The 26,132-nt window shown below is 67.6% G+C and carries 19 protein-coding genes and 1 riboswitch; of the genes, 15 read left to right on the plus strand and 4 right to left on the minus strand.

The window, feature by feature from the left end; all coding sequences use genetic code 11:
- Positions 1-11 precede the first annotated feature (11 nt).
- The gene (gene putA / locus ACZ9YD_RS11295) at positions 12-3,188 is read left to right on the plus strand and encodes a bifunctional proline dehydrogenase/L-glutamate gamma-semialdehyde dehydrogenase PutA (RefSeq protein ID WP_465075307.1); all 3,177 of its coding nucleotides are present in this window, start codon (positions 12-14) and stop codon (positions 3,186-3,188) included.
- 358 nt (positions 3,189-3,546) lie between these two features.
- Positions 3,547-4,461: an AEC family transporter gene (locus ACZ9YD_RS11300; protein WP_465075308.1), complete on the plus strand. Its 915-nt coding sequence runs from the start codon at positions 3,547-3,549 to the stop codon at positions 4,459-4,461.
- 110 nt (positions 4,462-4,571) lie between these two features.
- Here ACZ9YD_RS11300 and ACZ9YD_RS11305 read toward each other — a convergent pair whose 3' ends face one another.
- Complete coding sequence (locus tag ACZ9YD_RS11305) at positions 4,572-5,900, minus strand: OmpP1/FadL family transporter (RefSeq protein ID WP_465075309.1); 1,329 nt, start codon at positions 5,898-5,900, stop codon at positions 4,572-4,574.
- A 226-nt stretch (positions 5,901-6,126) separates the two neighbouring features.
- Here ACZ9YD_RS11305 and ACZ9YD_RS11310 point away from each other — a divergent pair, with 226 nt between their 5' ends.
- The 7 genes from ACZ9YD_RS11310 (at position 6,127) to ACZ9YD_RS11340 (ending at position 16,016) form a co-directional block, all read left to right on the plus strand.
- Complete coding sequence (locus ACZ9YD_RS11310) at positions 6,127-6,825, plus strand: rhomboid family intramembrane serine protease (RefSeq protein ID WP_465075310.1); 699 nt, start codon at positions 6,127-6,129, stop codon at positions 6,823-6,825.
- 222 nt (positions 6,826-7,047) lie between these two features.
- Positions 7,048-8,733 (plus strand): electron transfer flavoprotein-ubiquinone oxidoreductase, encoded by a 1,686-nt coding sequence (locus ACZ9YD_RS11315; RefSeq protein ID WP_465075311.1) that lies wholly within the window; start codon positions 7,048-7,050, stop codon positions 8,731-8,733.
- Positions 8,734-8,969: 236 nt separating this feature from the next.
- Positions 8,970-9,485: a c-type cytochrome gene (locus ACZ9YD_RS11320; RefSeq protein WP_465075312.1), complete on the plus strand. Its 516-nt coding sequence runs from the start codon at positions 8,970-8,972 to the stop codon at positions 9,483-9,485.
- Between the two features lie 86 nt (positions 9,486-9,571).
- Positions 9,572-11,278: an ExeM/NucH family extracellular endonuclease gene (locus ACZ9YD_RS11325; protein WP_465075313.1), complete on the plus strand. Its 1,707-nt coding sequence runs from the start codon at positions 9,572-9,574 to the stop codon at positions 11,276-11,278.
- 254 nt (positions 11,279-11,532) lie between these two features.
- Positions 11,533-12,201: an alpha/beta hydrolase gene (locus ACZ9YD_RS11330; RefSeq protein WP_465075314.1), complete on the plus strand. Its 669-nt coding sequence runs from the start codon at positions 11,533-11,535 to the stop codon at positions 12,199-12,201.
- Between the two features lie 46 nt (positions 12,202-12,247).
- Positions 12,248-13,450: a cell division protein ZapE gene (zapE, locus tag ACZ9YD_RS11335; protein WP_465075315.1), complete on the plus strand. Its 1,203-nt coding sequence runs from the start codon at positions 12,248-12,250 to the stop codon at positions 13,448-13,450.
- Positions 13,451-13,544: 94 nt separating this feature from the next.
- Positions 13,545-16,016, plus strand: coding sequence for a mechanosensitive ion channel family protein (locus ACZ9YD_RS11340; protein ID WP_465075316.1), 2,472 nt, complete (start codon positions 13,545-13,547; stop codon positions 16,014-16,016).
- A gap of 13 nt (positions 16,017-16,029) precedes the next feature.
- Here ACZ9YD_RS11340 and ACZ9YD_RS11345 read toward each other — a convergent pair whose 3' ends face one another.
- Positions 16,030-16,821: a hypothetical protein gene (locus tag ACZ9YD_RS11345; protein ID WP_465075317.1), complete on the minus strand. Its 792-nt coding sequence runs from the start codon at positions 16,819-16,821 to the stop codon at positions 16,030-16,032.
- Between the two features lie 910 nt (positions 16,822-17,731).
- Positions 17,732-17,946: riboswitch (cobalamin riboswitch) on the plus strand.
- 185 nt (positions 17,947-18,131) lie between these two features.
- On the opposite strand from ACZ9YD_RS11345, the gene ACZ9YD_RS11350 reads away from it, so the two are divergent.
- The 5 genes from ACZ9YD_RS11350 to ACZ9YD_RS11370 all read left to right on the plus strand — a co-directional run bounded on the left by ACZ9YD_RS11350 (position 18,132) and on the right by ACZ9YD_RS11370 (position 23,430).
- Complete coding sequence (locus ACZ9YD_RS11350; RefSeq protein WP_465075318.1) at positions 18,132-20,636, plus strand: ribonucleoside-diphosphate reductase subunit alpha; 2,505 nt, start codon at positions 18,132-18,134, stop codon at positions 20,634-20,636.
- 178 nt (positions 20,637-20,814) lie between these two features.
- Positions 20,815-21,864 carry a ribonucleotide-diphosphate reductase subunit beta gene (locus ACZ9YD_RS11355; RefSeq protein WP_465075319.1) on the plus strand — a complete coding sequence of 350 codons (1,050 nt, stop codon included), beginning with the start codon at positions 20,815-20,817 and terminating at the stop codon, positions 21,862-21,864.
- A gap of 35 nt (positions 21,865-21,899) precedes the next feature.
- A complete protein-coding gene (locus tag ACZ9YD_RS11360) occupies positions 21,900-22,631 on the plus strand; it encodes a hypothetical protein (RefSeq protein WP_465075320.1) in 732 nt (243 codons plus the stop codon).
- Positions 22,632-22,637: 6 nt separating this feature from the next.
- Positions 22,638-23,132: a flavodoxin gene (locus tag ACZ9YD_RS11365; RefSeq protein ID WP_465075321.1), complete on the plus strand. Its 495-nt coding sequence runs from the start codon at positions 22,638-22,640 to the stop codon at positions 23,130-23,132.
- The gene (locus ACZ9YD_RS11370; RefSeq protein ID WP_465075322.1) at positions 23,104-23,430 is read left to right on the plus strand and encodes a thioredoxin family protein; all 327 of its coding nucleotides are present in this window, start codon (positions 23,104-23,106) and stop codon (positions 23,428-23,430) included. Before ACZ9YD_RS11365 ends, ACZ9YD_RS11370 begins: the two co-directional genes overlap by 29 nt.
- Positions 23,431-23,553: 123 nt before the next feature.
- On the opposite strand, the gene ACZ9YD_RS11375 is transcribed toward ACZ9YD_RS11370, so the two are convergent.
- Both ACZ9YD_RS11375 and ACZ9YD_RS11380 read right to left on the minus strand, forming a co-directional pair.
- Positions 23,554-23,871, minus strand: a complete 318-nt coding sequence (locus ACZ9YD_RS11375) for a hypothetical protein (RefSeq protein ID WP_465075323.1) — start codon at positions 23,869-23,871, stop codon at positions 23,554-23,556.
- 187 nt (positions 23,872-24,058) lie between these two features.
- Positions 24,059-25,348, minus strand: a complete 1,290-nt coding sequence (locus ACZ9YD_RS11380) for a LysM peptidoglycan-binding domain-containing protein (RefSeq protein WP_465075324.1) — start codon at positions 25,346-25,348, stop codon at positions 24,059-24,061.
- Between the two features lie 306 nt (positions 25,349-25,654).
- Here ACZ9YD_RS11380 and ACZ9YD_RS11385 point away from each other — a divergent pair, with 306 nt between their 5' ends.
- Positions 25,655-26,032: an acyl-CoA thioesterase gene (locus ACZ9YD_RS11385; protein WP_465075325.1), complete on the plus strand. Its 378-nt coding sequence runs from the start codon at positions 25,655-25,657 to the stop codon at positions 26,030-26,032.
- Positions 26,033-26,132: the final 100 nt, after the last annotated feature.

A 26,132-nucleotide genomic window follows, 5' to 3' on the forward strand; every position in this document is an offset into this window, starting at 1 on the left:
GTCGTCCCACCTTGAACGCCAGTTTGTCGCCCGCCGCCCCTGCGATCTCCCTTCAGCCGCAGCGCGACGCGATCACCGCCGCCTGGACCGGCGATGAAACCGAACGCGTCCACGCGCTGCTGGCCGAAGCACGCCAGCCCGATGCCGACCGCGCCGCGATCCAGGCGACGGCCGCCGATCTCGTCCGCCGCGTGCGCCTGCGCGCGCAGGACCGTGGCGCGATCGAAGCCTTCATGCAGCAGTACGACCTCGGCAGCGAGGAAGGCGTGCTGCTGATGTGCGTGGCCGAAGCGCTGTTGCGCATCCCGGACGAAGACACCGCCGATGCGCTGATCCGCGACAAGCTGGGCGAAGCCAACTGGCGCAAGCACATGGGCCAGTCCGATTCGGTGCTGGTCAACGCCTCGACCTGGGGCCTGATGCTGACGGGCCGTCTGGTCGATCTGGCCGACGACACCAAGCGCAACGTGCACAACGCCTTCCAGCGCCTGATCGGCCGCGTCGGCGAGCCGGTGATCCGCCTCGCGGTGCGCCAGGCGATGCGGATCATGGGCCACCAGTTCGTCATGGGCCGCACGATCGGCGAAGCGCTGACGCGCTCGCGCAAGGGCGACAACGCCGCGTATCGCTATTCGTTCGACATGCTCGGCGAGGCCGCGCTGACCCAGCACGACGCCGACCGGTATCTGAAGGCCTACCGCGATGCGATCGACGCGATCGGCCGCACCGGCCCGTTCGAAGACGAAATCACCGCGCCGTCGATCTCGGTCAAGCTGTCGGCGCTGCATCCTCGCTATGAACACGCCAAGCACGCACGCGTGCTGGCCGAACTCGCACCGCGCGTGCTCGATCTCGCCCAGCGCGCGAAGGGCTACCGCATCGGCCTGACCGTCGATGCCGAGGAAGCCGATCGTCTGGAGCTGTCGCTCGACGTCATCGAAGCCGCGCTTACAGATGCCTCGCTGGCCGGCTGGCACGGCTTCGGTATCGTCGTGCAGGCCTACCAGAAGCGCGCGCCGTTCGTGATCGACTGGATCGCAGCTTTGGCCCGCGCGCAGGGCCGTCGCATTCCGGTGCGCCTGGTCAAGGGCGCGTACTGGGACAGCGAGGTCAAGCGCGCCCAGGTCGAAGGCCATCCGGGCTATCCGGTGTTCACGCGCAAGCCGAACACCGACGTCAGCTATCTCGCCAACGCGCGCCGCCTGCTGTCGGCGACCGATGCGATCTATCCGATGTTCGCCACGCACAACGCGCACACGATTGCGGCGGTGCACAGGCTGGGGATGACGCTGCGCAACGGCGGCGGCGCGAAGCCCTACGAATTCCAGAAGCTGCACGGCATGGGCGACGACCTCTACGCCGAGGTGATCCCGGCTGATCGTCTCGACGTGCCGTGCCGCGTGTATGCGCCGGTCGGTTCGCACGAGGACCTGCTGCCGTATCTGGTGCGTCGCCTGCTCGAGAACGGCGCCAACTCCAGCTTCGTCAACCGCATCAGCGATGAGGACGTCGCCATCGACGATCTGATCCGCGATCCGGTCGAGGTCGTCGCCGGTTTCGAATCCATTCCCCATCCCCGTATTCCGCTGCCGGTCGATCTCTTCCGCAGCCAGTTCCAAGACAGGAGCAATTCCATGGGCGTCAATCTCGCCAACGACGCACAGCTCGCCACGCTGGCCGCGCAGATCCAGGCCGCGACCGGTCCGTGGACCGCGGGCCCGCTGGTGCCGGGCGCGACCAGCGCCGGCGCGACCGTCGAGGTCACCAGCCCCGCCGACCGCCGTGTGCGCGTGGGCCAGTGGCAGGCCGCCGACAGCGCGACCGTCGAGCAGGCGCTGCGCAATGCGACCGACGCACACGCGGACTGGAATGCGGTGCCGGCCGCGTCGCGCGCGGCGATTCTCGAGCACGCCGCCGACCTGCTGGAATCGCGCACGCCTGACTACATCGCGATGTGCACGCGCGAAGCCGGCAAGACGATTCCCGACGGCGTGGCCGAAGTCCGCGAGGCCGTGGACTTCCTGCGTTATTACGCCGCTGAAGCGCGTCGCCTGTTCGTCGTCGAGGCCCTGCCCGGCCCGACCGGCGAATCCAACAGTCTGCAGCTCTCCGGCCGCGGCGTGTTCGTGTGCATCAGCCCGTGGAACTTCCCGCTGGCGATCTTCGCCGGCCAGATCGCCGCCGCGCTGGCCGCGGGCAACACCGTGATCGCCAAGGCCGCCGAGCAGACCACGTTGGTCGGCCATGCCGCGATCAAGCTGCTGCACGAAGCCGGCGTGCCGGCGCATGTACTGCAGTACGTGCCGGGTGATGGTGCGAGCGTCGGTGCCGCACTGACCGCCGACCCGCGCGTCGCCGGCGTCGTGTTCACCGGCTCCAATGCGACCGCATTGGCGATCAACCGCGCGCTCGCCGCGCGTGACGGTGCGATCGGCACGCTGATCGCCGAGACCGGCGGCCAGAACGCGCTGATCGCCGACTCCTCGGCGCTGCCCGAACAGCTGGTCAAGGACGCGCTGGGTTCGGCGTTCACCTCGGCCGGACAGCGTTGCTCGGCCGCGCGCGTGCTGTTCGTGCAGGACGACATCGCCGACAAGGTGATCGGCATGCTGGCCGGCGCGATGCAGGAACTCACCGTCGGCGATCCGGCGCTGCTGTCGACCGATGTCGGCCCGGTGATCGATGCCGACGCGCTGCGCATGCTCGACGCGCACGCCGAGCGCATGGCCAGCGAGGCGCGCCTGATCGCGACCACGCCGGTCGGCCCCGAGGTCGCCCACGGCACCTTCTTCGCGCCGCGCGCGTGGGAACTGCAGTCGCTGACCCAGCTGCAGCGCGAGAACTTCGGACCGGCGCTGCACGTGATCCGCTGGAAGGCGGACCAGCTCGACGCCGTGATCGACGCGATCAACAACACCGGTTACGGCCTGACGCTGGGCATCCACTCGCGCATCGACGAGACCGTCGAGAAGATCAGCGCGCGCGCCCGCGTCGGCAACGTCTACGTCAACCGCAACCAGATCGGCGCCGTCGTCGGCGTGCAGCCCTTCGGCGGCCAGCGCCTGTCGGGCACCGGCCCGAAGGCCGGCGGCTCGCACTACCTGCCGCGCTTCACCACCGAGAAGACCGTGACCATCAACACCACGGCCGCCGGCGGCAATGCCTCGCTGCTGACGCTCGGCGAGTAATCGCGGCTTGCGCGGCATGCCGCGCGCGATGACGAGTGCCCGCTGCGCTTCGGCGGTCAGCAGGCGCTTTGGTCGCGGCAGATCGTCCGCCGCGATTCGTTCGGCCGGAATGCTGCTCGCTGAGTGAGATTTCTTGATCAGCAGAATGTTCTGATCGCGAGCGGCCCTCACCCCAACTCCCGCTCCGCGCCCCTGCCCTCGCACCATCACGAGGGCGTTCGAAGGCACGTGAGCCAGTGGCGCGCAAGCGTCCCTTCTCACCCCGGGGGTAGAGGGGCTTGAAGCACGATGCGAGGCCGACGCGTTTGCACGCGCCGGCTAAGATTCTGCATTCCCCACTTCATCCCTCACGGCCCCGATGGCCTTCGATGCCTTTGCCCTGATCCTGGCGATGCTCGCGCTGGGCATGCTGTTCGCCCGCCTGCGGGTGATGCCGGCCAATGCCGCCGAGGTGCTCAACCTCGTCGTGCTCTATGTCTGCCTGCCGGCCGCGGTGCTGGTGCATGTGCCGAAGCTGCGTTTCGATGCGTCGCTGCTCGGCGTCGCCGCGACGCCGTGGCTGCTCGCGGTCGCGACGCTCATCCTGGTGTTGCCAGTGGCGCGCTGGTTGAAGTTCCGGCGCGACGAGACCGCGGTGCTGCTGCTGTGCGTGGCGCTGTGCAACAGCAGCTTCATCGGCTATCCGATGATCGCGGCGCTGCTCGGTGACGACGCGGTCGCCTACGCGGTGGTCTACGACCAGTTCGGCACGTTCGTGCTGCTGTCGACGTTCGGCCTGACGATCCTCGCGCGTTACGGCGGCGACACGCCGCCGGGCTGGCGCGACATCGCGCGGCGCATCGTGCGGTTTCCGCCGGTGTGGGCGCTGCTGTTCGGGCTGATCTTGATGCCGGCCGCGCCGCCGGCGTGGATCGCGTCGGCGCTGGAGAATCTCGCCGGCGCGCTGCTGCCGCTGGTGATGCTGGCGGTGGGCCTGTCGATCCAGCTGCGCATGCCACGCGACGAGATCCGCCCGTTGGCGACCGGACTGGTGCTGAAGCTGCTGGTGATGCCGGCGATCGCGCTGCCGCTGTCGCTGCTGTTCGGCATGTCCGGCACGATGCTGCAGGCGAACGTGCTCGAGTCGGCGATGCCGAGCATGATCACCGCGGCCGCGCTGGCGATCGCAGCGGGCCTGGCGCCGCGCCTTGCCGCTGCGCTGGTGGGCTACGGGATCCTGCTGTCACTGGTGACGTTGCCGGCGTGGGCGTGGCTGCTGGGGCGGTTCGTCTAGAGAGTTCCGGATGATGGTGTCGCTGCGCCGACCCGTCCTCGACGAACATCGGACGCGCACAAAAAAGCCCCGCCGAAGCGGGGCTTTTTCTTGTCACGATGTCGCCTGGATCAGAAGCGGTACTGCGCCGAGACGCCGAACAGGTTGGCGTTGCCGTCGAAGTCGCCGGCGACGCGGCTGCCGCCGCTGGTGGTGTCGATCTTCGGGTCACGCGGCTCGATGCGGCTGTAACCGAAGTTCAGGTCGAACGCGTCGCTCATCGTCCAGGTCGCACCGACCGAATAGAAGATGCGGTTCGCATCGGGCAGGCGCGGGGTGCGGTGCTCGAGGCTGGTCGGGGTTTCGTCGTACGCGACGCCGCCACGCAGCTTCCAGCTGTCGTTGAGCTTGTACTCGGCGCCGACGGACGCGAAATACGTGTCCTTCCACTCGAAGGGCTCGACCGAATCCGGATCCGGGTTCTCGAACTGGATGCGGACTTCGCGCAGCGACGACCAGTTGGTCTCGGCGTACGTGGCCGACAGCATCAGCGCGTCGGTGACCTGCCACGCGGCGCCGATGTTGAGGATCGACGGGGTGGTCAGTTCGGCGGTGACATTGCCGTCGAGGAACAGGCCCGGACGGACCTGGCCGAACACGGCAGCGGCATTGCCCGGCACGGTCCAGTCGGCGGTGCCCGTCAGCTCATAATCGATCTCGGAGCGGTAGCTGACGCCGATCGACACATTGTCGGTCGGACGCAGGTTCGCGCCGAGGATGTAGCCGAAGCCGTTGTCGTCGCCCTGCACTTCGGCAAGACCGTCGGCGCTCTGCGGCAGGAAGCCGGGAGCGCCGGCGCCTGCCAGCAACGAGCCGAAATCCACTGCCTTCGACAGGGTGACGTCGGCGCGCGAAGCGATGACGCCCAGGCCGACCGAGAAGCGATCGGTAATGTCGACGGCGCCCGACAGCGTGAAGTCGATGACTTCGACTTCGGACTTCTGGGCGGCGTAACGGCCGACCCAGCCGGCGTCGTATTCGGTCTTCAGACCGAACGGGGCGCTGACCATCGCGCCGAGCGCGACGCCGTTGTCGAGCTTGTGCACGACCGAGAACGCCGGAACCGGGGTCACGTCGCCGGCGTTGCCGCCGTTGCTGCCGCTCAGCGGACGGCCGAGCGGGTCGGTGCCGCTGCCCTGGAACTCGTAGTTGAGGTCGATGACGGTCAGGTCGAGCTGCACCGTGGTGCCTTCGAACTGGGTCATCATCGCCGGATTGTTGGTCACGACCGAGCTGTCGCCCGTCTTCGCGGCGGTGCCGGCGAAGGCGCTGCCCATCGACTTGACGCTGTTTTCCTTGAGCTGGAAGCCGGCTGCACTGGCCTGGCCTGCGAACGTCAGCGCGGCGGCGATGCCGACGGCGAGGACGGTGTTGCGCGTGTAGCGGGGGGTGGTAGCCATGTCTCGTGTTCTCTCCCGAACAGGTGTTGTTGTGATGCTGCGCCTGGCGTGGACGGGGGCCCCCTCCGTCCGCCGCCACCTGTCGGAATTCCCCTCCCGAACGCGCGTAGCGGGCGCACTATACCGTACGATTGCGTGTGGAAAACTTGCTGCGATGCGGCATTCCCGGCGTCTGTTTCCACCGCGCTTTACCGGCCCTGCGACGGCCCTCGACAATGGCCGCCCGATGTTTATCTCGATCCCCAACCGGCATGCGCGCACCCCCTTCCGTTGGGCGGTGCCGATGCTGTGTGCGCTGCTGTGGCTGGCGTTCCTGTGGGCGAGCACGCGCTCGGCCAACGAGCACTACACGCTGCTGCTCGATTGGGGTGCGCTGTACGGCGGCCCGGTGAGCACCGATGGCACGCTGGTGAACTGGCTTTACGCCGGGCCCTGGCTGCGCCTGGTGACCGCGCTGTTCCTGCATGCGGACTGGGCGCACCTGCTCGGCAATCTGGTGTTCCTGCTGATCTTCGGTTTGCCGGCCGAACGGCTGATGGGCGCGTGGCGCTTGCTGGTGCTCTTCATCGTCGGTGGCGCACTGGCGAATCTGTCGGCGGTGCTGGCGATCGGTGCGCCGGACCGTTTGATCATCGGCGCGAGCGGCGCGGTGTCGGCCCTGATCGGCGCGTATCTGGCGTTGTTCCCGCGCGCGCGGCTTGGCGTGGTGGTGCCGCTGGGACTGTTCCTGGAATTCGTGCGCGCGCCAGCCTCGCTGCTGATCGGCGTGTGGGCGGCGCTGCAGGTGATCTTCGCGTATATCGGCCCGGCCTTCGGCGCCGTGGCGTGGACCGCGCATCTGGCCGGCTTCCTGTTCGGCGTGGTGTTCGCGCTGATCTCGCGACATGCCATCGGCAAGCGGCTGCGGCGGCTCAAAGGATACTGAGGGCGCTGTGGTGTGCGATGCGCGCGTGGATGAAGCAGATCGTCTGTTTCGAATCGCGGTTCGCAACGGACGCATGACCGGGCATCCCGATCACCCGTCCACGCGGCGCGAACCGGGCCGTCCGAAGCACCGCGTTACACTCGCCTGCCCACGCGGCCATCGCGTGCCGGCTGCGAAGCTGGCCCCACGCGCCGCCACCCAGGCACACCGCCCAAGGCAACGATGACCACTTCCCAGGCACTGCTCGACACCCACGGCCCACGCGAATCGATGGAGTACGACGTCGTCGTCGTGGGCGCAGGCCCCGGCGGACTGGCGACTGCGATCCGGCTCAAGCAACTGGCCGCCGAAGCGGGCCGCGAAGTGTCGGTCTGTGTGCTGGAGAAGGGCTCCGAGCCGGGCGCGCACATCCTGTCGGGCGCGATCATCGACCCGCGCGCGCTGACCGAACTGATTCCGGACTGGAAAGAGAAAGGCGCGCCGCTGAAGCAGGCGGTCACCCGCGACGAATTCCTGTTTCTCGACGAGACCGGTCAGAAGTCGACGCCGGATTTCTTCCTGCCCGACTGCTTCAAGAACCACGGCAACTACATCATCAGCCTCGGCGCGCTGGTGCGCTGGCTGGCCACGCAGGCCGAAGCGCTGGGCGTGGAGATCTTCCCCGGATTCGCCGCGGCCGAAGTGCTGTATGCCGACGACGGCCACGTGCGCGGCGTCGCGACCGGCAACCTCGGCATCGGCAAGGACGGGCAACCCACCGGCGAATTCCAGCTCGGCATGGAACTGCTCGCCAAGTACACGATCTTCGCCGAAGGCTCGCGCGGCCAGCTCGGCCGCGAACTGATCGCGAAGTTCGCGCTGGACGAGGGCCGCGATCCGCAGAGTTATGGCCTGGGCATCAAGGAGCTGTGGCAGATCGATCCGGCCAAGCACGAGCCGGGCCTGGTGGTCCACACCGCCGGCTGGCCGCTCGACGGCGACACCTACGGCGGCTCGTTCGTCTATCACGCCGAGGACGGCAAGCTCGCGATCGGTCTTGTGGTCGGGCTCGACTACCGCAATCCGTGGCTGAGCCCGTTCGAGGAATTCCAGCGCTTCAAGACGCATCCGGCGATCCGCAAGTATCTCGAAGGCGGCAAGCGCATCGGCTACGGCGCGCGCTCGATCACCGCCGGTGGCCTGCTGTCGATCCCGAAGCTCGTGTTCCCGGGCGGCGCCTTCGTCGGCTGCGAGGCCGGCACGCTCAACGCCAGCCGCATCAAGGGCAGCCACGCTGCGATCAAGACCGGCATGCTCGCCGCCGAGGCCGCGTTCGCCGCGCTCGGCGAGAACCGCAGTGGCGACGAACTGGCCGCATATCCGGTCGCGTTCGAAGCCAGCTGGCTGCATGCCGAGCTGTCGCAGTCGAAGAACTTCAAGCAGTGGTTCAAGAAGGGCCGCACCACCGCGACGCTGATGACCGGCATCGAACAGTGGCTGCTGCCCAAGCTCGGCATGCGCGTGCCGCCGTGGACGATCCACCGCGACAAGCCCGATTACGCCTGCCTGGAACCGGCCGCGCAGCACACGAAGATCGAGTACCCGAAGCCCGACGGCGCGCTGACCTTCGACCGCCTGAGCTCGGTGTACCTGTCGAGCACCAACCACGACGAGGACCAGCCGGCGCATCTGACACTCAAGGATGCGGCCGTGCCCGTGGACGTGAACCTGGCGACCTACGCCGGTCCCGAGGCGCGCTATTGCCCGGCCGCGGTCTACGAATACCTCGACGGTCCGGACGGCCCGTTTCTGCGGATCAACGCGCAGAACTGCGTGCACTGCAAGACCTGCGACATCAAGGATCCGACACAGAACATCGTCTGGGTCGCGCCGCAGGGCGGCGGCGGTCCGAACTACGCGGGCATGTGAGGCCAGCCCTCGACATCCGCAGGATGATGCGCCCGCAGCCTCACACGCGCATGCAGACGCCGGCCCTGCCTGGCGGCGTCGCGAAAACGGGGTCTTGGGTCTGATGGGCGTCGCGACGCGCTTGCCGTTCGGCAGGCCGCGCCTTCAACCGATTGGGCCGGACGCAGCATTCTTGAAAACCTGCCCGTATACTCGGGCGCAGCTGTGGCCAGAGGCCATGTTGCCAAGGGTGTTTCGTGCGTAATTACGATCTCGAATTCCTCAAGCGCTTCTCGATGGTGTTGGGTTTCCTGACCATCGTGACGCTCGGTCTGATGCTCGGCGCGTGGTATCTGCACAACTCGCTGCCGACCGACGTCCCGCCGAATGTCGCCAAGCGCACCGAAGCGCGTATCGCGCCGGTAGGCGCGGTCTACGCGGGCGCAACGGGTGCCGCATCGCAGGCGGCGGCCACTGCCGCAGCCGCGGCGGCCGCTGCAGCGCAGGTCGCCTACGGCGGCACCACCGATGGCTCGGTGATCTACCAGAACCTGTGCGCAGGCTGTCACACCTCGGGCGCCGGTGGTGCGCCGACGCTCGATCACCAGCACTGGGATGCCCGCATCGCCCAAGGCACTGAGACGCTGTACCGCCACTCGATCGAAGGCTTCACCGGCGCCGCGGGCGTGATGCCGCCGCGCGGCGGCAATCCGGCGCTCAATGACGAGCAGATGCACGCCGCGGTCGACTGGATGGTCGACAACCTCAAGTAATGTTGGCCGGGTACGTTGCCTGTCCCAGACGCCGCCTCTCCGGGCGGCGTCGTCGCATCCGGCCTGCCGTGGCCGCTGGAGTTCCGATGTTCCGACCGACCGCCGCCCTGCTCGCCGTCGCGCTGCTCGCCGCCTGCCAGTCCACCGCGCCCGCACCGGGCAGCGCCACCATCACCATCGGCGAACTGCACCGCGTGCCGATAGCGGGACCTGCGCAGGTCGAAGGCCGCGTGACCGCACGCTTCGAGGGTCTGGGCGGCTTCTTCGTGCAGGACGCCGGTGACGGCGATGCAGCGACGCCCGATGCCGTGTTCGTGCAGGTGCCGGCCGGTCTCCCGCTCCCGGCCGTGGGCGCGCACGTGCGCGCGCTCGGCCTGCGCGAAGACGGCGACATCGTGCATCTGCGCGCCCAGCGCGTGGACGTCCTGCCGACACCCGCGCCGGCGATCGCGCCGTTTGTGCTCGACGCGCCGCCGGCCGACTGGTCTGCGCTCGCCGGCACCTGGGTGCGCATCGATGCGCCGCTGACGTTGACCGGCCAGCACGAGCGCGCGCGCCGCGGCACGCTGGCCGCGAGTTTCGACGGCCGGCTGTTTACGCCGACCGAGATCGCACGCCCCGGCGCCGATGCCGCGCGCGTCGCGTCCGACAATGCGCGTCGTCGCGTGCTGCTCGACGACGGCCGCGAAGACGCACCGGCCGACGGCCAACTCTGGTACCTGCCCGAAACCGCGCAGGCCCTGCGCAGCGGCAGCGTGCTGACCGGCATCGAAGGCGTGGTCGACCATCGCCACGGCGCCTGGCGCCTGCAGCTCACCGCGCCGCTGCAACCGCAGCCGGCCTCGCGCCCGGCGGCGCCGGTGGTCGGCGGTGATGTGCGCGTCGCCGCGTTCAATCTGCAGAACCTGTTCAACGGCGACGGCCGCGGTGGTGGCTTCCCGACCCCGCGTGGTGCGCGCACGCCCGAGGAACTGACGCGGCAGATCGAAGGGCTGGTCGCGACGATCGCCGCGCTCAATGTCGATGTCGCCGCGCTGATGGAACTCGAGAACGACGGCTACGACGCCCAGTCGAGCATCGCCGCGCTGGTCGACGCGTTGAATGCCGAAGGCCCTGCGCATGACTGGCGCTTCGTCGATGCAGGCGAAGGTCCGGGGACGAATGCGATCCGGGTCGGCCTGATCTACCGCGACACGCGCGTGCGCCCGAAGGGTCAGCCGGCGACACTCGATGGCGGCCCGTTCGCCGAACTCAGCCGCGTGCCGCTCGCGCAGGCCTTCGTGCCGCTGCGCAACGGACGCGCGAACGGCGTCGATTTCAGCGTCGTCGCCGTGCACTTCAAGTCCAAAGGCTGCGGCGAAGCCGAAGGCCTGAATCTGGATCAGCGCGATGGCCAGGCCTGCTGGAACGCGTCGCGCGTCGACGCCGCCCAGCGCCTGCGCGACTGGCTGGCCACTGCGCCGACCGGCACCGCGGATCGCGTCGCGGTGGTCGGCGATTTCAACGCCTATGCGATGGAAGACCCGGTGCGCGTGTTCACCGACGCCGGCTGGCGCGACCCGTTCGCCGGCGGCGACGGTGATGCGCACTACAGCTTCGTGTTCGACGGCCAGGCCGGTCGCCTCGACCACCTGCTGCTCGGCCCGTCCCTCGCCGCGCGCGTGGCGGGCGCGGCGAAATGGCACAGCAACGCCGACGAACCGGTCGACACGCGTGAGCGCGAAGCGGCCGGGCCGTGGCGCAGTTCGGATCACGATCCGCTGGTGGTTGGGTTGCGGCTGCGCGGGCGCTGAGCCAAAGAGGCCCTCTGACGCTTGATCAAAGCCTTCCCCCGCAAGCGGGGGAAGGTTGGATGGGGGCGAACCTTCAGGTGTCGAGAGCGTTCGGTTCGAGCGAACGCATTGGCCTTCTTGCGTGTGACTGTCAGCTGGCGAGCGGAACGTTTGCCCCCTCCCAACCTCCCCCGCAAGCGGGGGAGGGGCTGATTTCGCGAGGCGGTTCGATCCCACCCACAGCCCCATCCCAACCGCCCCGTTATCATGGGCGCATGACGTCCCCCACGTTCCCCACGCAATCCGGGCCGCTGCTGCTGTCCGGTCCCGCCGGCAACCTCGAAGCCGCGATCGATCTGCCCGACGCCGATGTCGCGGCATTGCCGTTCGTCGCCGTGGTCTGCCATCCGCTGCCCACCGAGGGCGGCACGATGCACAACAAGGTCGTCACGATGGTCGCGCGCACGCTGCGCGAACTCGGCGCGGCCACGGTGCGTTTCAACTTCCGCGGCACCGGTACGTCCGACGGCACCTACGACGATGGCGTCGGCGAAATCGACGACCTCACCGCGGTGGTCGAATGGGTCCGCCGCGAGCGGCCCGGCCACGCGCTGTGGCTCGCCGGTTTCAGTTTTGGCGCCTACGTCTCGTTGCGTGCAGCCGATGCACTGCAGCCTGACGTGCTGATCTCGGTCGCACCCCCGGCCGGACGCTGGGATTTCGAATCGATCGTGCTGCCGACCTGCCCATGGCTGGTGATCCAGGGCGAGGCCGACGAGATCGTCGATCCGCAGGCCGTCTACAATTGGCTCGACGACAGCGGCGCGCAGGCCGAACTCGTGCGCATGCCCGAGACGAGCCACTTCTTCCATCGCCGCATGATCGATCTGCGCGGCGTGGTAAGGCACTGGGCCAGCCCGCACCTGCCGCAGGCTGCGGGTTGATGCGCGTGTGGCCGATCCGGGCGCAGGCGCGCCGGACGCGCTGCGCATGAGCGCGCTGCCGACACCGTCCGAACGCTACGCCGCCGGGGTCGCCCGCGGCGGCTGGCAATCCGATCCCGCGCAGCAGCCGGCGCTGGTCGAACTCGACCGCTTGCATGCCGCGCTGATCGAGCCGCCTGCGCGACGCGGCATGCTCGGCCGCCTGTTCGGTGGTGGCGATGCGCCCGATGTGCCGGCCGGCCTGTACCTGTGGGGCGGCGTGGGTCGCGGCAAGACCTTCATGATCGATCTGTTCCACGATGGCCTTCCCCTGCAGTCGATGCGTCCCGCGGCGTCGGATGCCGCGACGCCCGCAACGCCCGCAACGCCAGTGAAGGATCCCGCGCGCCACGCGACCCCCGACCCGAAACTCGGCCGTAAACGCCGCACCCATTTCCACCGCTTCATGCGCGAGGTCCACGAATCGTTGCGCGCGCACAGCGGCGAACGCGATCCGCTGGCGGCGATCGTGCGCGGCTGGCGCGATGCGGGTCTGCGCGTGCTGGTGCTCGACGAGTTCTTCGTCAGCGACATCGGCGATGCGATGCTGCTCGCGCGCCTGCTCGACCGCATGTTCGCCGACGGCATCGTGCTGGTGACCAGTTCCAACGTCGACCCCAAGGATCTCTACAAGGACGGCCTGCAGCGCGCACGCTTCATGCCGGCGATCGAGCTGCTGCAACGCCACACCCGCGTCGTGTATCTGGAAAGCGACACCGACTACCGCATGCGTGCCTTGACGCGCTCCCCGGTCTACCGCACGCCGCTCGATGCGGACGCCGACAGCTGGCTCGACACGCGCTGGCACGAGCTCGGCGGTGACGACGAACACCGCGATGCCGGTGTCGAGATCGATGGCCGTCGGATCTGCGTGCGCGCACGCACGCCGGGCATGGCGTGGTTCGATTTCGACGCGCTGTGCGAAGGCCCGCGCGGCGCCAGTGACTACATCCAGGTGGCCACCGAATTCCACACCGTGCTGCTGGGCGACATCCCGCACATGGATGCCACCCGAGACGACGCTGCGCGCCGTTTCGTCACGCTGATCGACGAGCTCTACGACCGCCACGTCAACCTCGTCTGCACGGCCGCCGCCGAACCCCCGGCGCTGTATTCTGGGGAGCGTCTGACCGGCGCGTTCGAGCGCACCGCTTCGCGGCTGATCGAGATGCGCAGCGCCGAGTACCTGGCCCGCGAACACCGCGGCTGAGGCCACGCCGCGCGGCTGCGGCGCCACGCGCATCACGCCGCGCCGGCGCGGCAGGTAGCATGCAGACATCTGCCGGCTGCCTTCCGGACTCGCCATGAGCTTCGCTTTCCGCTTCGCGTGTGTGCTGCTCGCGAGCCTCGCGCTGACGCCGCCAGTCGGCGCGCGTACGCCGCTGCTGGCCGGCGCCGCCGCGATGACGACCACGCCCGATCCTGCGCCCGCCGACGCCGTTGCCACGCCAGCGGCGGCGGCCGTGGATGTCGCCGACATTCCCGCGCAGGCCGATGTCGACCAACGTCTGGCCGAGCGCATCCGGGCCGCGGCCGCCGAAGCCGGAGCCGCGACACCCGCGGACGCCTACGCCAGGCGGCTGGCGACGATCGAGGCGTCGGTCGAGGATCCGTTCTGGCGCTTCACCTCGGCCGAACTGCGAACGCTGCCGATTCCGCGGCTGGAGAGCCTGTCGCGGCACTGGACCTTCCAGGCACGGCGGTTGGCGCAGTGGCAGGACGACCTGCGCCAGACCACCACGCACCAGGCCCGCGATGCGGCCGGTCTGGCCGCGCGCCGCGAAGCCTGGGAGATCACGGCCACCGCGGGCCAGGAACTGCCGGCCGCGTTGCGCCAGCGGGTGGACGAGGTGGTCATCGAACTCGGTCAGGCCGAGACCGCGCTGTCGGACCCGCTCGCGCGGCTGATCGCGCTCGGCCGGCGCGGCAATGCCGTCGACGCAGGCATCACGGCCGCGCGCAGCCGGGTGACCGATGCGGTCTCCGCGTACGACGCACGCCTGCTGCACATCGACACGCCGCCGCTGTGGCGCCTGAACACCCGGAGCCTGGCGCCCAACGCCGACACCGGCGACGTGATCCGCAGCGGTCTGCAGATCGAAACACGCTTCGCCGCGGAATACGCCCAGGGCGATGCAATGGGCGGCCTGCGTGCGTTGCAGACGCTGCTGGTCTGCTCGCTGCCGCTGCTGCTGTGGCTGGCCTGGCGGAGCCGCGCGCCGATCAGCGCCGGCCAGATCAGCCGCGCCGAGGCGACGGTGCTGTCGCGTCCCATCTCGTGCTGGCTGCTGCTGGTGGTGATCGGCGTGTTCGCGTTCCAGCCCGACGCGCCGATGCTGACCCACCAGTTCGCACTGCTGGCCGCGGTGGTGCCGGTGTTACGCCTGCTGCCGGTCTCGCAGCGACGCCTGCTGGGCATGGCGCCGTATGTCGCCAGCGCGCTGTTCCTGCTGCTGCGGCTGGGGTTCGTGTTCCTGTCGAGCGCGGTCGCCTATCGCCTCTACATCTTCGCGCTCGCCCTGTTGGGTCTGGCCGCGGCCGGCTGGCTGCTCTGGCGTGCGCATCGCTATGGCCACGAGACGCACACCGGACGCATCGGACAGGCACTCCGCGTCGGGGTGCGCGTCGGTGCGGCGCTGCTGCTCGTGGCCCTGCTCGCCAATGCACTGGGCAACGTGTCGCTGGCCGAAACCCTGACCGGGGGCGTCATCGACAGCCTGTATTTCGCGCTGCTGCTCGCCGCGGGACTGACGGTGCTGGCCACGTGGATCCAGCTGCTGCTCAAGCGACCCGGCGTGTCGCAGTTCCGGCTGGCGCGCGAACACGCGGGACCGGCAGTGCAGATGCTGCTCAAGCTGATGGCGGTCGCCGCCGTCGCCGGCTGGATCGTCTACACGCTCGACCGGTTCCGCGTGCTGTCGCCGGTGCACGCCTCGCTGTCGGCGCTGCTGGGCTACAGCTGGGCGCTGGGGGACCTGCGCCTGAGCCTGGGCCACGTGCTGTTGTTCGTGCTGACGGTGGTAATCGCGTTCTGGCTGGCGAAGACCGTGCGCCTGGTGCTCGACGGTGAAGTGCTGCCACGGATGTCATTGCCGCACGGCGTCGCCAACAGCGTGGCCTCGCTGAGTTACTACGCGGTGCTGCTGCTGGGCCTGGTCGGCGCGTTGTCGGCGGCCGGATTCAAGGCCAGCCAGCTGACCTTCGTGCTCGGCGCGCTCGGCGTCGGCGTCGGCCTGGGCCTGCAGAATGTGGTCAACAACTTCGTCTCCGGGCTGGTGCTGATCTTCGAGCGGCCGTTCCAGCCCGGCGATGTCGTCGAGGTGGGCGGCACCACGGGCCGCGTGCGCGACATCGGCATGCGCGCCACCCGGGTCTCGACCTTCGATGGCGCCAGCGTGGTGGTGCCGAACGGGCAGCTGATCTCGCAGCAACTGGTCAACTGGACCCTGCGCGACCGCAGCCGCCGGCTGGAAGTCCGCGTCGGCGTGGCCTACGGCAGCGCGCCCGGCGACGTGGAGGCGGTGCTGGCGGAGGTGGCCGCGGCCACGCCCGGTGTCGCGGCCACACCTGCGCCGGTGGTGCTGTTCGACGGCCTGGGCAACGTGGCGATGGAATTCGTGGTGCGCGCCTGGACCCACGAATACGAGGACGCCGGCACGATCCGCAGTGCCCTCGTCGGCCGCCTCTACGACGCACTGCTCGCGCGCGGCATCGGCCTGGCGCACGCGGCGGCGACGGTGTATCCGCCGCCACCGCCGGCGCCCGAGGGCACCTGATCCGGGCGCCGCGTCAGCGACAGTTGGACGCGTCGACGCCGCGAATCGATTCGATGCGGCCGTTGCCGGTCGCCACGTGCACACACTCGCGCGAGCGCGCGTTCCACCAGGTCACGACGGAGCGGCCGTCGCGCTGCTGCGCATCGCGATCGACGAAACCACGCGCGCGCAGTTCGGTGTCGGCACCAGCCGCGCGTGCACCCACCAGATCGTCGAGCCGGACGCTGCCCGAGCCGCCGGTATTGCCCGACTGCCACGGCACCTGCGCCGAGCGCTCGCGCATGCCGGCGCCGTAACCGTCGCTGTAGCCGCCACGGTCCGAGTCGGCGCGGTAGCCGTGCAGCGCGTCGCGGTAGCCGCGTTCGTAATCGGCCTCGTGGCGCGGATCGTCGTCGTGGTCGCCGTCGTCGTGGTGATGCGCGTTGTGCGCGAGTGCGGCGATGCCGAGGATCGCGGCCGCCGCGACAGCGGCCTTGGCGCCATCGCTCATGCCCTCGCGTCCACCGCCGTCCTGCTGCCCGCAATCGGGCGCCGGCGTGGTCACCACCGAGAGCACACGGCCGCGGTCGCTGCGCACCATGACGCAACGCCGGTCGCGCGCATTCCACCAGCTGCCGTAATCGCCCGAGCCCGACTGCCGCACATACCCACGCGCGCCCAGCGTGCGCGAAGCGGCGCGGTCGTCGAGGCCCTGCAGATCGCCGAGCCCGGGCGCGGGGTCCTGCGCGGCGACCAGCGCCGGCGCGAACAGGGACGACAGCGAAAGCGTGGCAGCGGCCAGTGCGCTGCGGCGGATGCTGGACATGAGACACCTCCGGATAGGCCGGCCGGGCTGGCCGCGCGTTGGCGCAGATTGCGCCGGAAATTGTGCAGGGTGTGTGGCGGGGTTGGGGGTTTTGACAGTGGAGGCGGACTCGACCCCGCGTGAGGCGTCTACCAGGGGCCGGAGACAAAGCCGTCCCCCGTGTCCGGGGCATTGGGTCCTTTACGGGTCGAGGATTGGATGGGGGCAAACGGCCCGGCCGTGCGGACATCAAGCTCAAAGATCCAAAGCTCTGGGATCGCCAGCCGGACCACGCCTGGATCCTTCGCCCCCACCCAACCCTCCCCCGCGCGCGGGGGAGGGCTTGAAGCGCGCTTCGCTCAGAGGGCTGGGAACAAAGCCTTCCCCCGCGCGAGGGGGGTGCCTGAAGCCCGCTTCGGCCAGAGGGCTGGGGACAGAGCCCTCCCCCGTGTACGGGGGAGGGTTGGGTGGGGGCAAACGGTCAGGCCGTACGGACATCGAGCTCAAGGATCCAAAGCTTTCTGGATCGCCAGCCGAACCACGACCAGACACTTCGCCCCTACCACCCCTCGCCCCGTAAAGGGCCCAATGCCCCGCGCGAGGGAGGGCTCGAAGCGCGCTTCTCGGCCGGAGGGTTGAGGACAGAGCCCTCCGCGTTTAAAGGTGATGGCCGGATCCCTACAGGGCGTCCAAGAGCGCCCGCATCCTCTCGCCAGAGCAGCCGTTCGGCTGTTGAAAGCCGCGGAGGCAGGCGCTCGCGGCGCCGCCCCCAGACGAGAAGGATCCAGAAAAACCACCCCAAAGGACTTGCCCTTCGCGCCCCGATCTGCATCCACCGGCCCACTCATGGGGCTTGACGAACGGCAATTCCCGTCACGACGCGGCCTGCCGCCCGTTCACTACATTTAGCGTTGACGCTGCACACGCACCCCACTATCTTGGGTCGGTCGGTTCCGCAGACCCACAAGGGAATGTGGATTAAAACGGGAAGCCGGTGACGCCTTGCGCCACTCCGGCACTGCCCCGCAGCGGTAATTGGGAACAAACCCGCCAATGCACTGGAGCGATCCGGGAAGCGGTGGGGGAGGAGAAGGCGCTGCCTTCGTGCCCATGAGTCCGAAGACCTGCCGACAGCCGCGTGGAGCACAACGCGCGGTGCCGGCTGCGGACGTCCCGTGGGGGGCGGGTTGCGGAGTGGGGGCGATGGCGCTGTGCGCCCGATCGCGATCCCTGCGACGCCGCCCCATCACCCTGGGCCCCCTCCAATGCCGCCGAACCCGACGTGGGCGGGACGGTCGTGTGCGCGAATGCACTAGAGATAGAGAGGACGCATGACCAGCCACGAGACCCTCGCGACCGAGACCCCGGCCGCCGCCGCAGACGCCACACCGATCACCGATACCGCGCCCGCCCCATCCCCCATGCCCGTTGCGCCGCCCGCCGTCGAACCCGACGACGTGGTGCCGCCACCCCCGAGTGCCGTTATGAACACCGCAATTGCAGATGTCTTCAACGCCGATGCCGGCGTCTCCAACTGGATCACCAAGGAAGCCGGCAACCGCCGGATTCCGTACGACCGTGCGCGCCTGGAGCGCAGCATCGATCGCACCCATGCCGAGTTCCCGCAGCTCGACATCGTCGACTACAAGCGCAGCGTGTTCGGCTTCGTCGAGCGCAAGGAAGCCGTCAACGCCGACGACCTCACCGACCATCTGATCCGCGAGGCCGAAGCCCGCGTCGATGTCACCGCGCCGGAGTGGGAATTCTTCGCCGCCCGCCTGTACCTGCACCGCCTGTACAAGCGCGCCAGCCGCAACCGCTTCTACGACGCCGAGCAGAAGTACGGCTCCTACGTCGGCCTGCAGGAATCGCTGGCCGACCGCACCATCTATTCCAACGACATCCTGCGCGCCTATTCCAAGGAAGAGCTGCAGGAAGCCGGCCGCATGATCGAGCCCGAGCGCGACAAGCTGTTCGCCTACAACGGCCTGTACCTGCTGGCCACGCGCTACCTCGCCACCGACACCTCGCGCGCCGTGTTCGAGCTGCCGCAGGAGCGCTGGCTGACCATCGCCCTGTACCTGATGCAGAACGAGACCAGGGGCGGCCGCGAGCGCCGCATGCAGCTCGTCGGCGAGGCCTACTGGGCGCTGTCGAACCTGTACATGACCGTCGCCACCCCGACGCTGCAGAACGCCGGCAAGGTCGGCGGCCAGCTGTCGTCGTGCTTCATCGACACCGTCGACGATTCGCTGCAGGGCATCTACGACTCCAACACCGACATCGCCCGCGTCTCCAAGGGCGGCGGCGGCGTGGGCGCGTACATGGGTTACGTGCGTTCCAGCGGCTCGGCCATCCGCGGCGTGCCCAATTCCTCCGGCGGCGTGGTGCCGTGGATCAAGCAGCTCAACAACACCGCCGTGTCGGTGGATCAGCTGGGCCAGCGCAAGGGCGCGGTCGCGGTCTATCTCGACATCTGGCACCGCGACATCGAGAACTTCCTCGACCTGCGCCTCAACAACGGCGACCAGCGCCTGCGCGCGCACGACGTGTTCACCTCGATCTGCATCCCCGACATCTTCATGGAAGCCGTCGACCGCCGGGGCGACTGGTACCTGTTCGACCCGCACGAGGTCCACAAGATCAAGGGCTTCTACCTGCAGGATTTCTTCGACGAGAAGAAGGGCGACCCGAACGGCAGCTTCCGCCGCAAGTACGAAGAAGTCGTGGCGGACGAGCGCATCTCGCGCAAGACCGTCAAGGCGATCGACATCTTCAAGCGCGTGATGGTGAGCCAGCTCGAGACCGGCAACCCCTTCATGTTCTACCGCGACGAAGTGAACCGGAAAAACCCGAATAAGCACGTCGGCCGCGTGTACTCGTCGAATCTCTGCACCGAGATCCTGCAGAACATGAGCCCGACGCGGATGATGCAGGAGATCATCTCCGGCAATCAGATCGTCACCACCAAGCAGGCCGGCGACTTCGTCGTCTGCAATCTGTCGTCGGTGAACCTGGGCCGCGCGATCGTGCCGCAGGCCGGCCAGAGCGATCTGATCACCGACGTGCTCGAGCGCCTGATCCCGATCCAGGTGCGCATGCTCGACAACGTGATCGATCTCAACATGCTGCCCGTGCCACAGGCGACGATCACCAACCAGAAGTACCGTGCGATCGGTCTGGGCACCTTCGGCTGGCACCACCTGCTGGCGCAGAAGGGCATCCAGTGGAACGACGCGCAAGCCGAGGACTTCAGCGATTCGCTGTATGAGCGCATCAACTTCCTGACCGTGCAGGCCAGCATGGAACTCGCCAAGGAAAAGGGCGCCTACCCGGTGTTCGCCGGCAGCGACTGGCACACCGGCGCGTACTTCAGCGACCGCAACTACAACTCGCCCGAGTGGATGGATCTGGCTGCGCAGGTCGGCGTCAACGGCATGCGCAACGGCTGGCTGATGGCGGTCGCCCCGAACATGTCCACCGCGCAGATCGCCGGCTCCACCGCGTCGATCGACCCGATCTACTCCGCGTTCTATTACGAAGAGAAGAAGGACTACCGTCGTCCGGTCGCAGCCCCCGGCCTGTCGCTGGAGACCTGGCCCTACTACGAGAAGGGCGCCTACAAGGTCGACCAGTTCGCATCGGTGCGCCAGAACGCGCGTCGCCAGCGCCACGTCGACCAGGCGATCAGCTTCAACTTCTACGTGCCCAGCACCATCCCCGCGCGCACCCTGCTCGACCTGCATATGACCGCGTGGAATCTCGGCATGAAGACCACGTACTACGTGCGTTCGAACGATATCGATATCGCCGAATGCGAGTGGTGCAGTAGCTAAGCGCATTCGCGCTTCGCTTCCACGGTTCGCGTTGCGAACCGTGGACCCTGCATTACCAACACCCAGACCCCCGCGCCCTTGGCGCGCCCCCCTGACTCAGGGGGGCTTTCCTCCAGAGTGATTCGTCGTGCCGCATCGTGATTCGGGGCGCGACACCGAATTCCGAGACAAGACATACATGGCCGCCACGTCCACCCCGCTCGACCGCATCAAGATCCTCGAGCCGCGTCACCCCAACCGTTCGACCGGCATCATCAACGGCCAGACCAGCGGCATCCTCAACTGGAACGACATTCCGTACCCGTCGTTCTATCGCGCCTACAAGGAACTCACGACCAACTTCTGGATTCCGGACGAGGTCGACATGAAGAGCGACGCCAAGCAGTACGGCGAGCTCTCGGCGCGCGAGAAGAACGCCTACGATTCGATCATCGGCCTGCTAGCCACGCTGGATTCGCCGCAGACGCGCTACATCTACAACGTCGCCGAATACATCACCGACCCGGCCGCGCACGCGAACGCCGCGATCATCGGCCAGCAGGAAGTGATCCACAACGAGAGCTACAGCTACGTGCTGGCCTCGATCACCGGCCTCGCCGACCAGAACCGCGTGTTCGAACTCGCGCGCACGCATCCCACGATCATCGCCCGCAACCAGCCGATCATGGAGTCCTACAACGACTTCATGCGTGAGCGCTCGGCCGAAACCCTGATCCGCTCGCTGGTGCAGTCGTCGATCCTCGAAGGCATCAACTTCTATTCCGGCTTCGCGTACTTCTACAACCTGGTCCGCCAGAACCGGATGACCGGCACCGGCAAGATCATCAGCTTCATCAACCGCGACGAACTGGCGCACAGCAAGTTCATCAGCGAACTGATCCGCGCCATCGTCGGCGAGAACCAGTCCCTGCAGGGCGACCAGCTCACCCAGTACGTGCACGATGCGTTCGAACACGCGATCCAGCTCGAGACGCGCTGGACGAGTGAGGTGCTCGACGGCATCGACGGCATCGACGTCGACGAGATGGTGCGCTACGTGAAGTACCGCGCCAACAAGATGGCCGGCATGCTCGGCATCGAGAAGCTGTATTCCGACACCACCGACAACGTGATGCCGTGGATCAAGGCCTACGCCGACAATTTCACCGAGACCAAGACCGACTTCTTTGAAATGCGGAACGCGTCGTACAAGAAGACGAATTCGGATAACGGGTTTGATGATCTTTGAGGCTATCAGCCGCAAGCGTATTGGACTGAAACCGGATGAAGAACAACATCGCTGGGCGAGTCCACCGGACTCTTAGTCGCTGGGGGGACGTTCCGGGACGAGACTTGGCACTAAACGGATGGGCACGGGTTCTTGAGATTGAATCCGACCGGAGCATCGTCGCTCAGCTCGCGATCGCCCATGCGCTTGACCTGCTCGCGACCGAAGTCGACCTTCTTCAGGAACAGCTCGTGGTTAAAGGCTTGTCTGGTTCCACATACGGCCCTCCACTTAAGAAAGTTAGAAGCTCGCTCTCTCCTCTGCTAATTGCCGGACACTGCACCAGCGTGCAGCAACATCTAACTCCAGATGTTTTCACTGCCCTCGTGTTTTGCAGCGACCTTCTGCCTGACGAAGAAGAATCGATAAGCAAGGAAGATTTTTCTAGCCTGGTTTCGTTGATCAACGATCTGGAACTGCTTCTCAGCGATTCGTCACTTCCAAGCTCTCTAATCGCGTTGATTCGAAAGCACATAAAGATTGCTGAAATCGCCATTGCCGACTATCCGATACGTGGCGCGAGTTCTCTTAAGGACGCAGTGAAGTACGCATTCGGTGACATCGCGCTGGCTGGCGGTCCGATCTTGGAAGCAAATAACGAAGCTACGGCATTGCTTAGCCAGATGTGGGGCCGAATGAATCGTCTGGCTGATTCAGCGATTCGGGCTAACGGATTGCTCCAAGTGGGGGAGCGCGTTTTCAAAATGCTTGAAAAATTCGGCGGCTGATTATTCGTGCGCATCCTCCTCGCCCACACATCGCTGAGCGGCAATACCCGCGATGTCGCGCGTGCGATCTGCGCGCGGTGCGAAGCACTGGGCCATGCCGTCACCTGGATCGATGCCGATATCCAGACGCTGGCCAAGGCCTGCCCCGACGGCGCTGAACACGATCTCTACGTGCTCGGCAGCTGGAGCATCAATGCCGGGCGCACGCCGCCGGAGATGAAGCGCTTCATCGAAGACCTCGTCGCCGCGGTCGGCAAGCCGGACCGGGTCGCGGTGTTCGGCACCGGCGAGACGCAGTGGGGCGAGGAGTACTACTGCGGGGCGGCCCGGCGCATGGGCGCGTTCTTCAACACGCCCTACCCGCGGCTGGAGATCGAACAGATGCCCCACGGCGAGCGCGACGCCGCCACGATCCAACGCTGGACCGACACCATTCTTGCTTTAGCCAACGCACCGTTCGAGAACATCCCCCATGCAGACGCTCCACGCCTCCACCCCTGACGACTACGCCGCCGCCCTCGCCGCGCATCCGCGCCTGCTGGTGGATTACTACAAGGACGATTGTCCGGGCTGCAAGATGCTCGACATGTCGCTGGCGAAGTTCGCCGCGAGCGAGGACGCCGCCGGCGTCGCGCTGCTGAAGGTGAAGATGGAAACGATCGGCGAGGACTTCTTCCGCACGCTCGGCCTGCGCCAGACGCCGACGCTGGCGCTGTTCAAGGACGGCGCCGAGGCCGCGCGCCTGCCTGGCTTCCAGGCACCGGGCCAGATCGCACAGGCCGTGTCGATCAACCTCTGAGGCACCCTGCGTCGGCGCGCTGTTGCGGCGCCGACGCGACTGCATTCACTGCGGATCGACCGGCGTGGCCCGCGCCGGCGCTCGACACTGCGTGCAACGCAATGCCGGGACGCGCGATGCGTCTCAGCGCTCGATGTGGCGCAGATCGACCCGCTCGCCAGACACACGCGTCAGCGTGGCCTGTTCCGCGGTCAGGTCGAAACAGGGCTGGAACGACTTCGGCGCCGGCGTCAGGCACCAGCCGCTCTCTCGCTCGACCATCTGTCCTTCGTATTCTTCGACCATTGCGGGCGGCGTGTGCAGCGCATACATCAGCACCAGGCGCACGCTGGCATCGGGGCGGACCTGAAGGGAGACGCTCTGATGCAGATCGTCGATGCGTCCGACGTAGGCACGCCCGGCCGGTCCTGCTGACGCAGTCTTGGGAGAGGTCACGGTCATGGGCGAGGACTCCGGAACGGATGGCGCGGCAGGCGGGGGCGTTGTGGCACATGCCGAGACTGCGAGCAGGCACATGGGCAGCAGCCATTGCGGAAGACGGCACATGCCGGCCCACCAGTTGCGCAGCCGCACGTGCATCGACATGGGGCGCGGCCGTCGATCGCTGTCTGGCCGCGCAACGTCGTGATCAGTCATTGCCCGTGATCCGGTCGAGCATCTCGAAGCGTTCGGGATACTGCGCACGCGCCGCCGCTTCCTCCGATGTGCCGACCACCGAGAGGTACAGCTTGTAGCTCTCGGCAAAGTCTTCCTTGATCGAGTTGTCCGCGTAATCCGACACCGACTGGCCGTCCGACGCCATGGCCATGGACCAGGCGATGGTGTCCAGGAAGTTGAAATCCTGCCCCATGACGATATGGCCGACTTCATGTGCCAACCCGCCATTGAGCGACTCCTGGCCTGGCGTGCCGCCCTGGGACGGATAGATCGACACGATGCCGTCGGCGCCTGCCGTCATGTAGGAACGGAACCCGGGGCTGTTGTACTCCTGCGCCCAGTGGGCATCGTCGGGGTTGGCGGCGGGATTGACGTCGACACGCTCGATCCGCTCGCGCGAGTGGGCCGGCAATGACGCCAGGCCGTTGGCCGCCTCGTCGAGGCCATGGTAGTCGAGCGCAGGATCCGGCTCGACCGGTAGGTAGACCGGCGTCGTATGGCCATCGATCGTGATGTCGAACTGCACGGCGTCCGCGTCGCCCGAATTGAAGCCGTGGTCGTCGACGGACGAGACGCCGGTGACGTGGTACTCGCCGGCCAGCATCGCCGCCATGATCGCCTGCTGCTCGGCCATCGGCAGCGCTTGGAAAGCGGGATCCCGCAGCACGTCGTTGACGCCCTCCTGCTGCTCGGCCGGTAACGCCTGGAAGGCCGGGGACGCTTCGAGCTGGCGCTGGCGACTGTCGGCCACGACGCCCTGCAGTGCGGCGATATCGCTGTGGTACTGCTGCAGCGCCATCTGATATTCCGCGTGCGCGATCGGCAGCGGCAACGCTGCGTAATCCGACAACTGCGGCGCGTCGGATGCCAGACCTGCCTCGGCCAGCGCGAGCACGCGCGCGTCATAGGTGGCCTGACGCGCGTCGAGGATCTGCTGCTTGTCTTCCGGCGGCAGCTGCGCTGGCAGGTCGCGTGTATTCGGTATTGGAATTGCCTCGATCTCGGCCAGCGTGCTGTGCGGCGTTCTGGGCGTGCTGTCGGGAATGGCGCCGCGTCCATCGCCGGAAACGGGCGTGGATGCGTCGTCGGGAGGTGCAGGCGCCGGCACCGGCGTCGAAACGAAGGTATTCGCGGGCAGCACATCGAATGGCGTCAGCGTCGGATTGGCGTCGCGCAGGGCGGCCTCGGACGTCCCTGCACGCTGCGCGACATCCGCGAGCGATTCCCCCTGACGGGACAGCGTGGAGGCGGCGGGCGGCATATCGGCTCGGACTCGCGCCTGCAAGGGCTCGGCACGAGGCAGCGCGCTGGAAATTCCGGTCATGTCGACACTCTGCACATACGGTGCAGCCAGCGTAGCGCCGCCGTCTTCAGGCCGGTCCTCGTGACGGCCCTAGGTTCGTCACCCATAATTCGGTCCTGGACCCTGTTCAGCGCGCCGCGCGTCGCCGACATCCGATCGGCACATAGACGCCGCTTCCATCCTGCCAGGCCACGCACCGTCCGGCGCCCCTACCCGGAGACCTCCATCATCAAGATCGTCGACACCCCCAAGACCGAAGCCCGCATGCTGGAGATCGTGTTCCCCGATCACACCAACCATCTGGGCACGCTGTTCGGCGGTACCGCGCTGGCGTGGATGGACAAGGCCGCCTTCATCGCCGCGTCGCGCTATGCGCGTCGCACGGTGGTGACCGCGCGCTCGGAACAGGTCGACTTCAAGCTGCCGATCAAGCAGGGCCAGCTGGTCGAGATCATCGCGAGCGTGGTCGAAGTGGGCCGTACGTCGATGCAGGTGGAAGTGGAACTGATCGCCGAGGATCTGCTCAGCGGCGACCGCGAGCTGTGCACGCGCGGCCGCTTCGTGATGATTGCGCTCGATTCGCGCGGACGCCCGGCGCAGGTCGCGCAGCTGCCGAAGGACGATGGCGAGGTCACGCCATGAGCGAGATGACGCTTTGGCAGTGGATCGGTCTGGGTGTGAGCCTGGGCATTCTGTACGCGGCCGTGCGCGCGTGGCGCGGCCCGAAGCGTTGAGTCACACC

The organism is Luteimonas sp. AC640a (genome assembly GCF_979256585.1).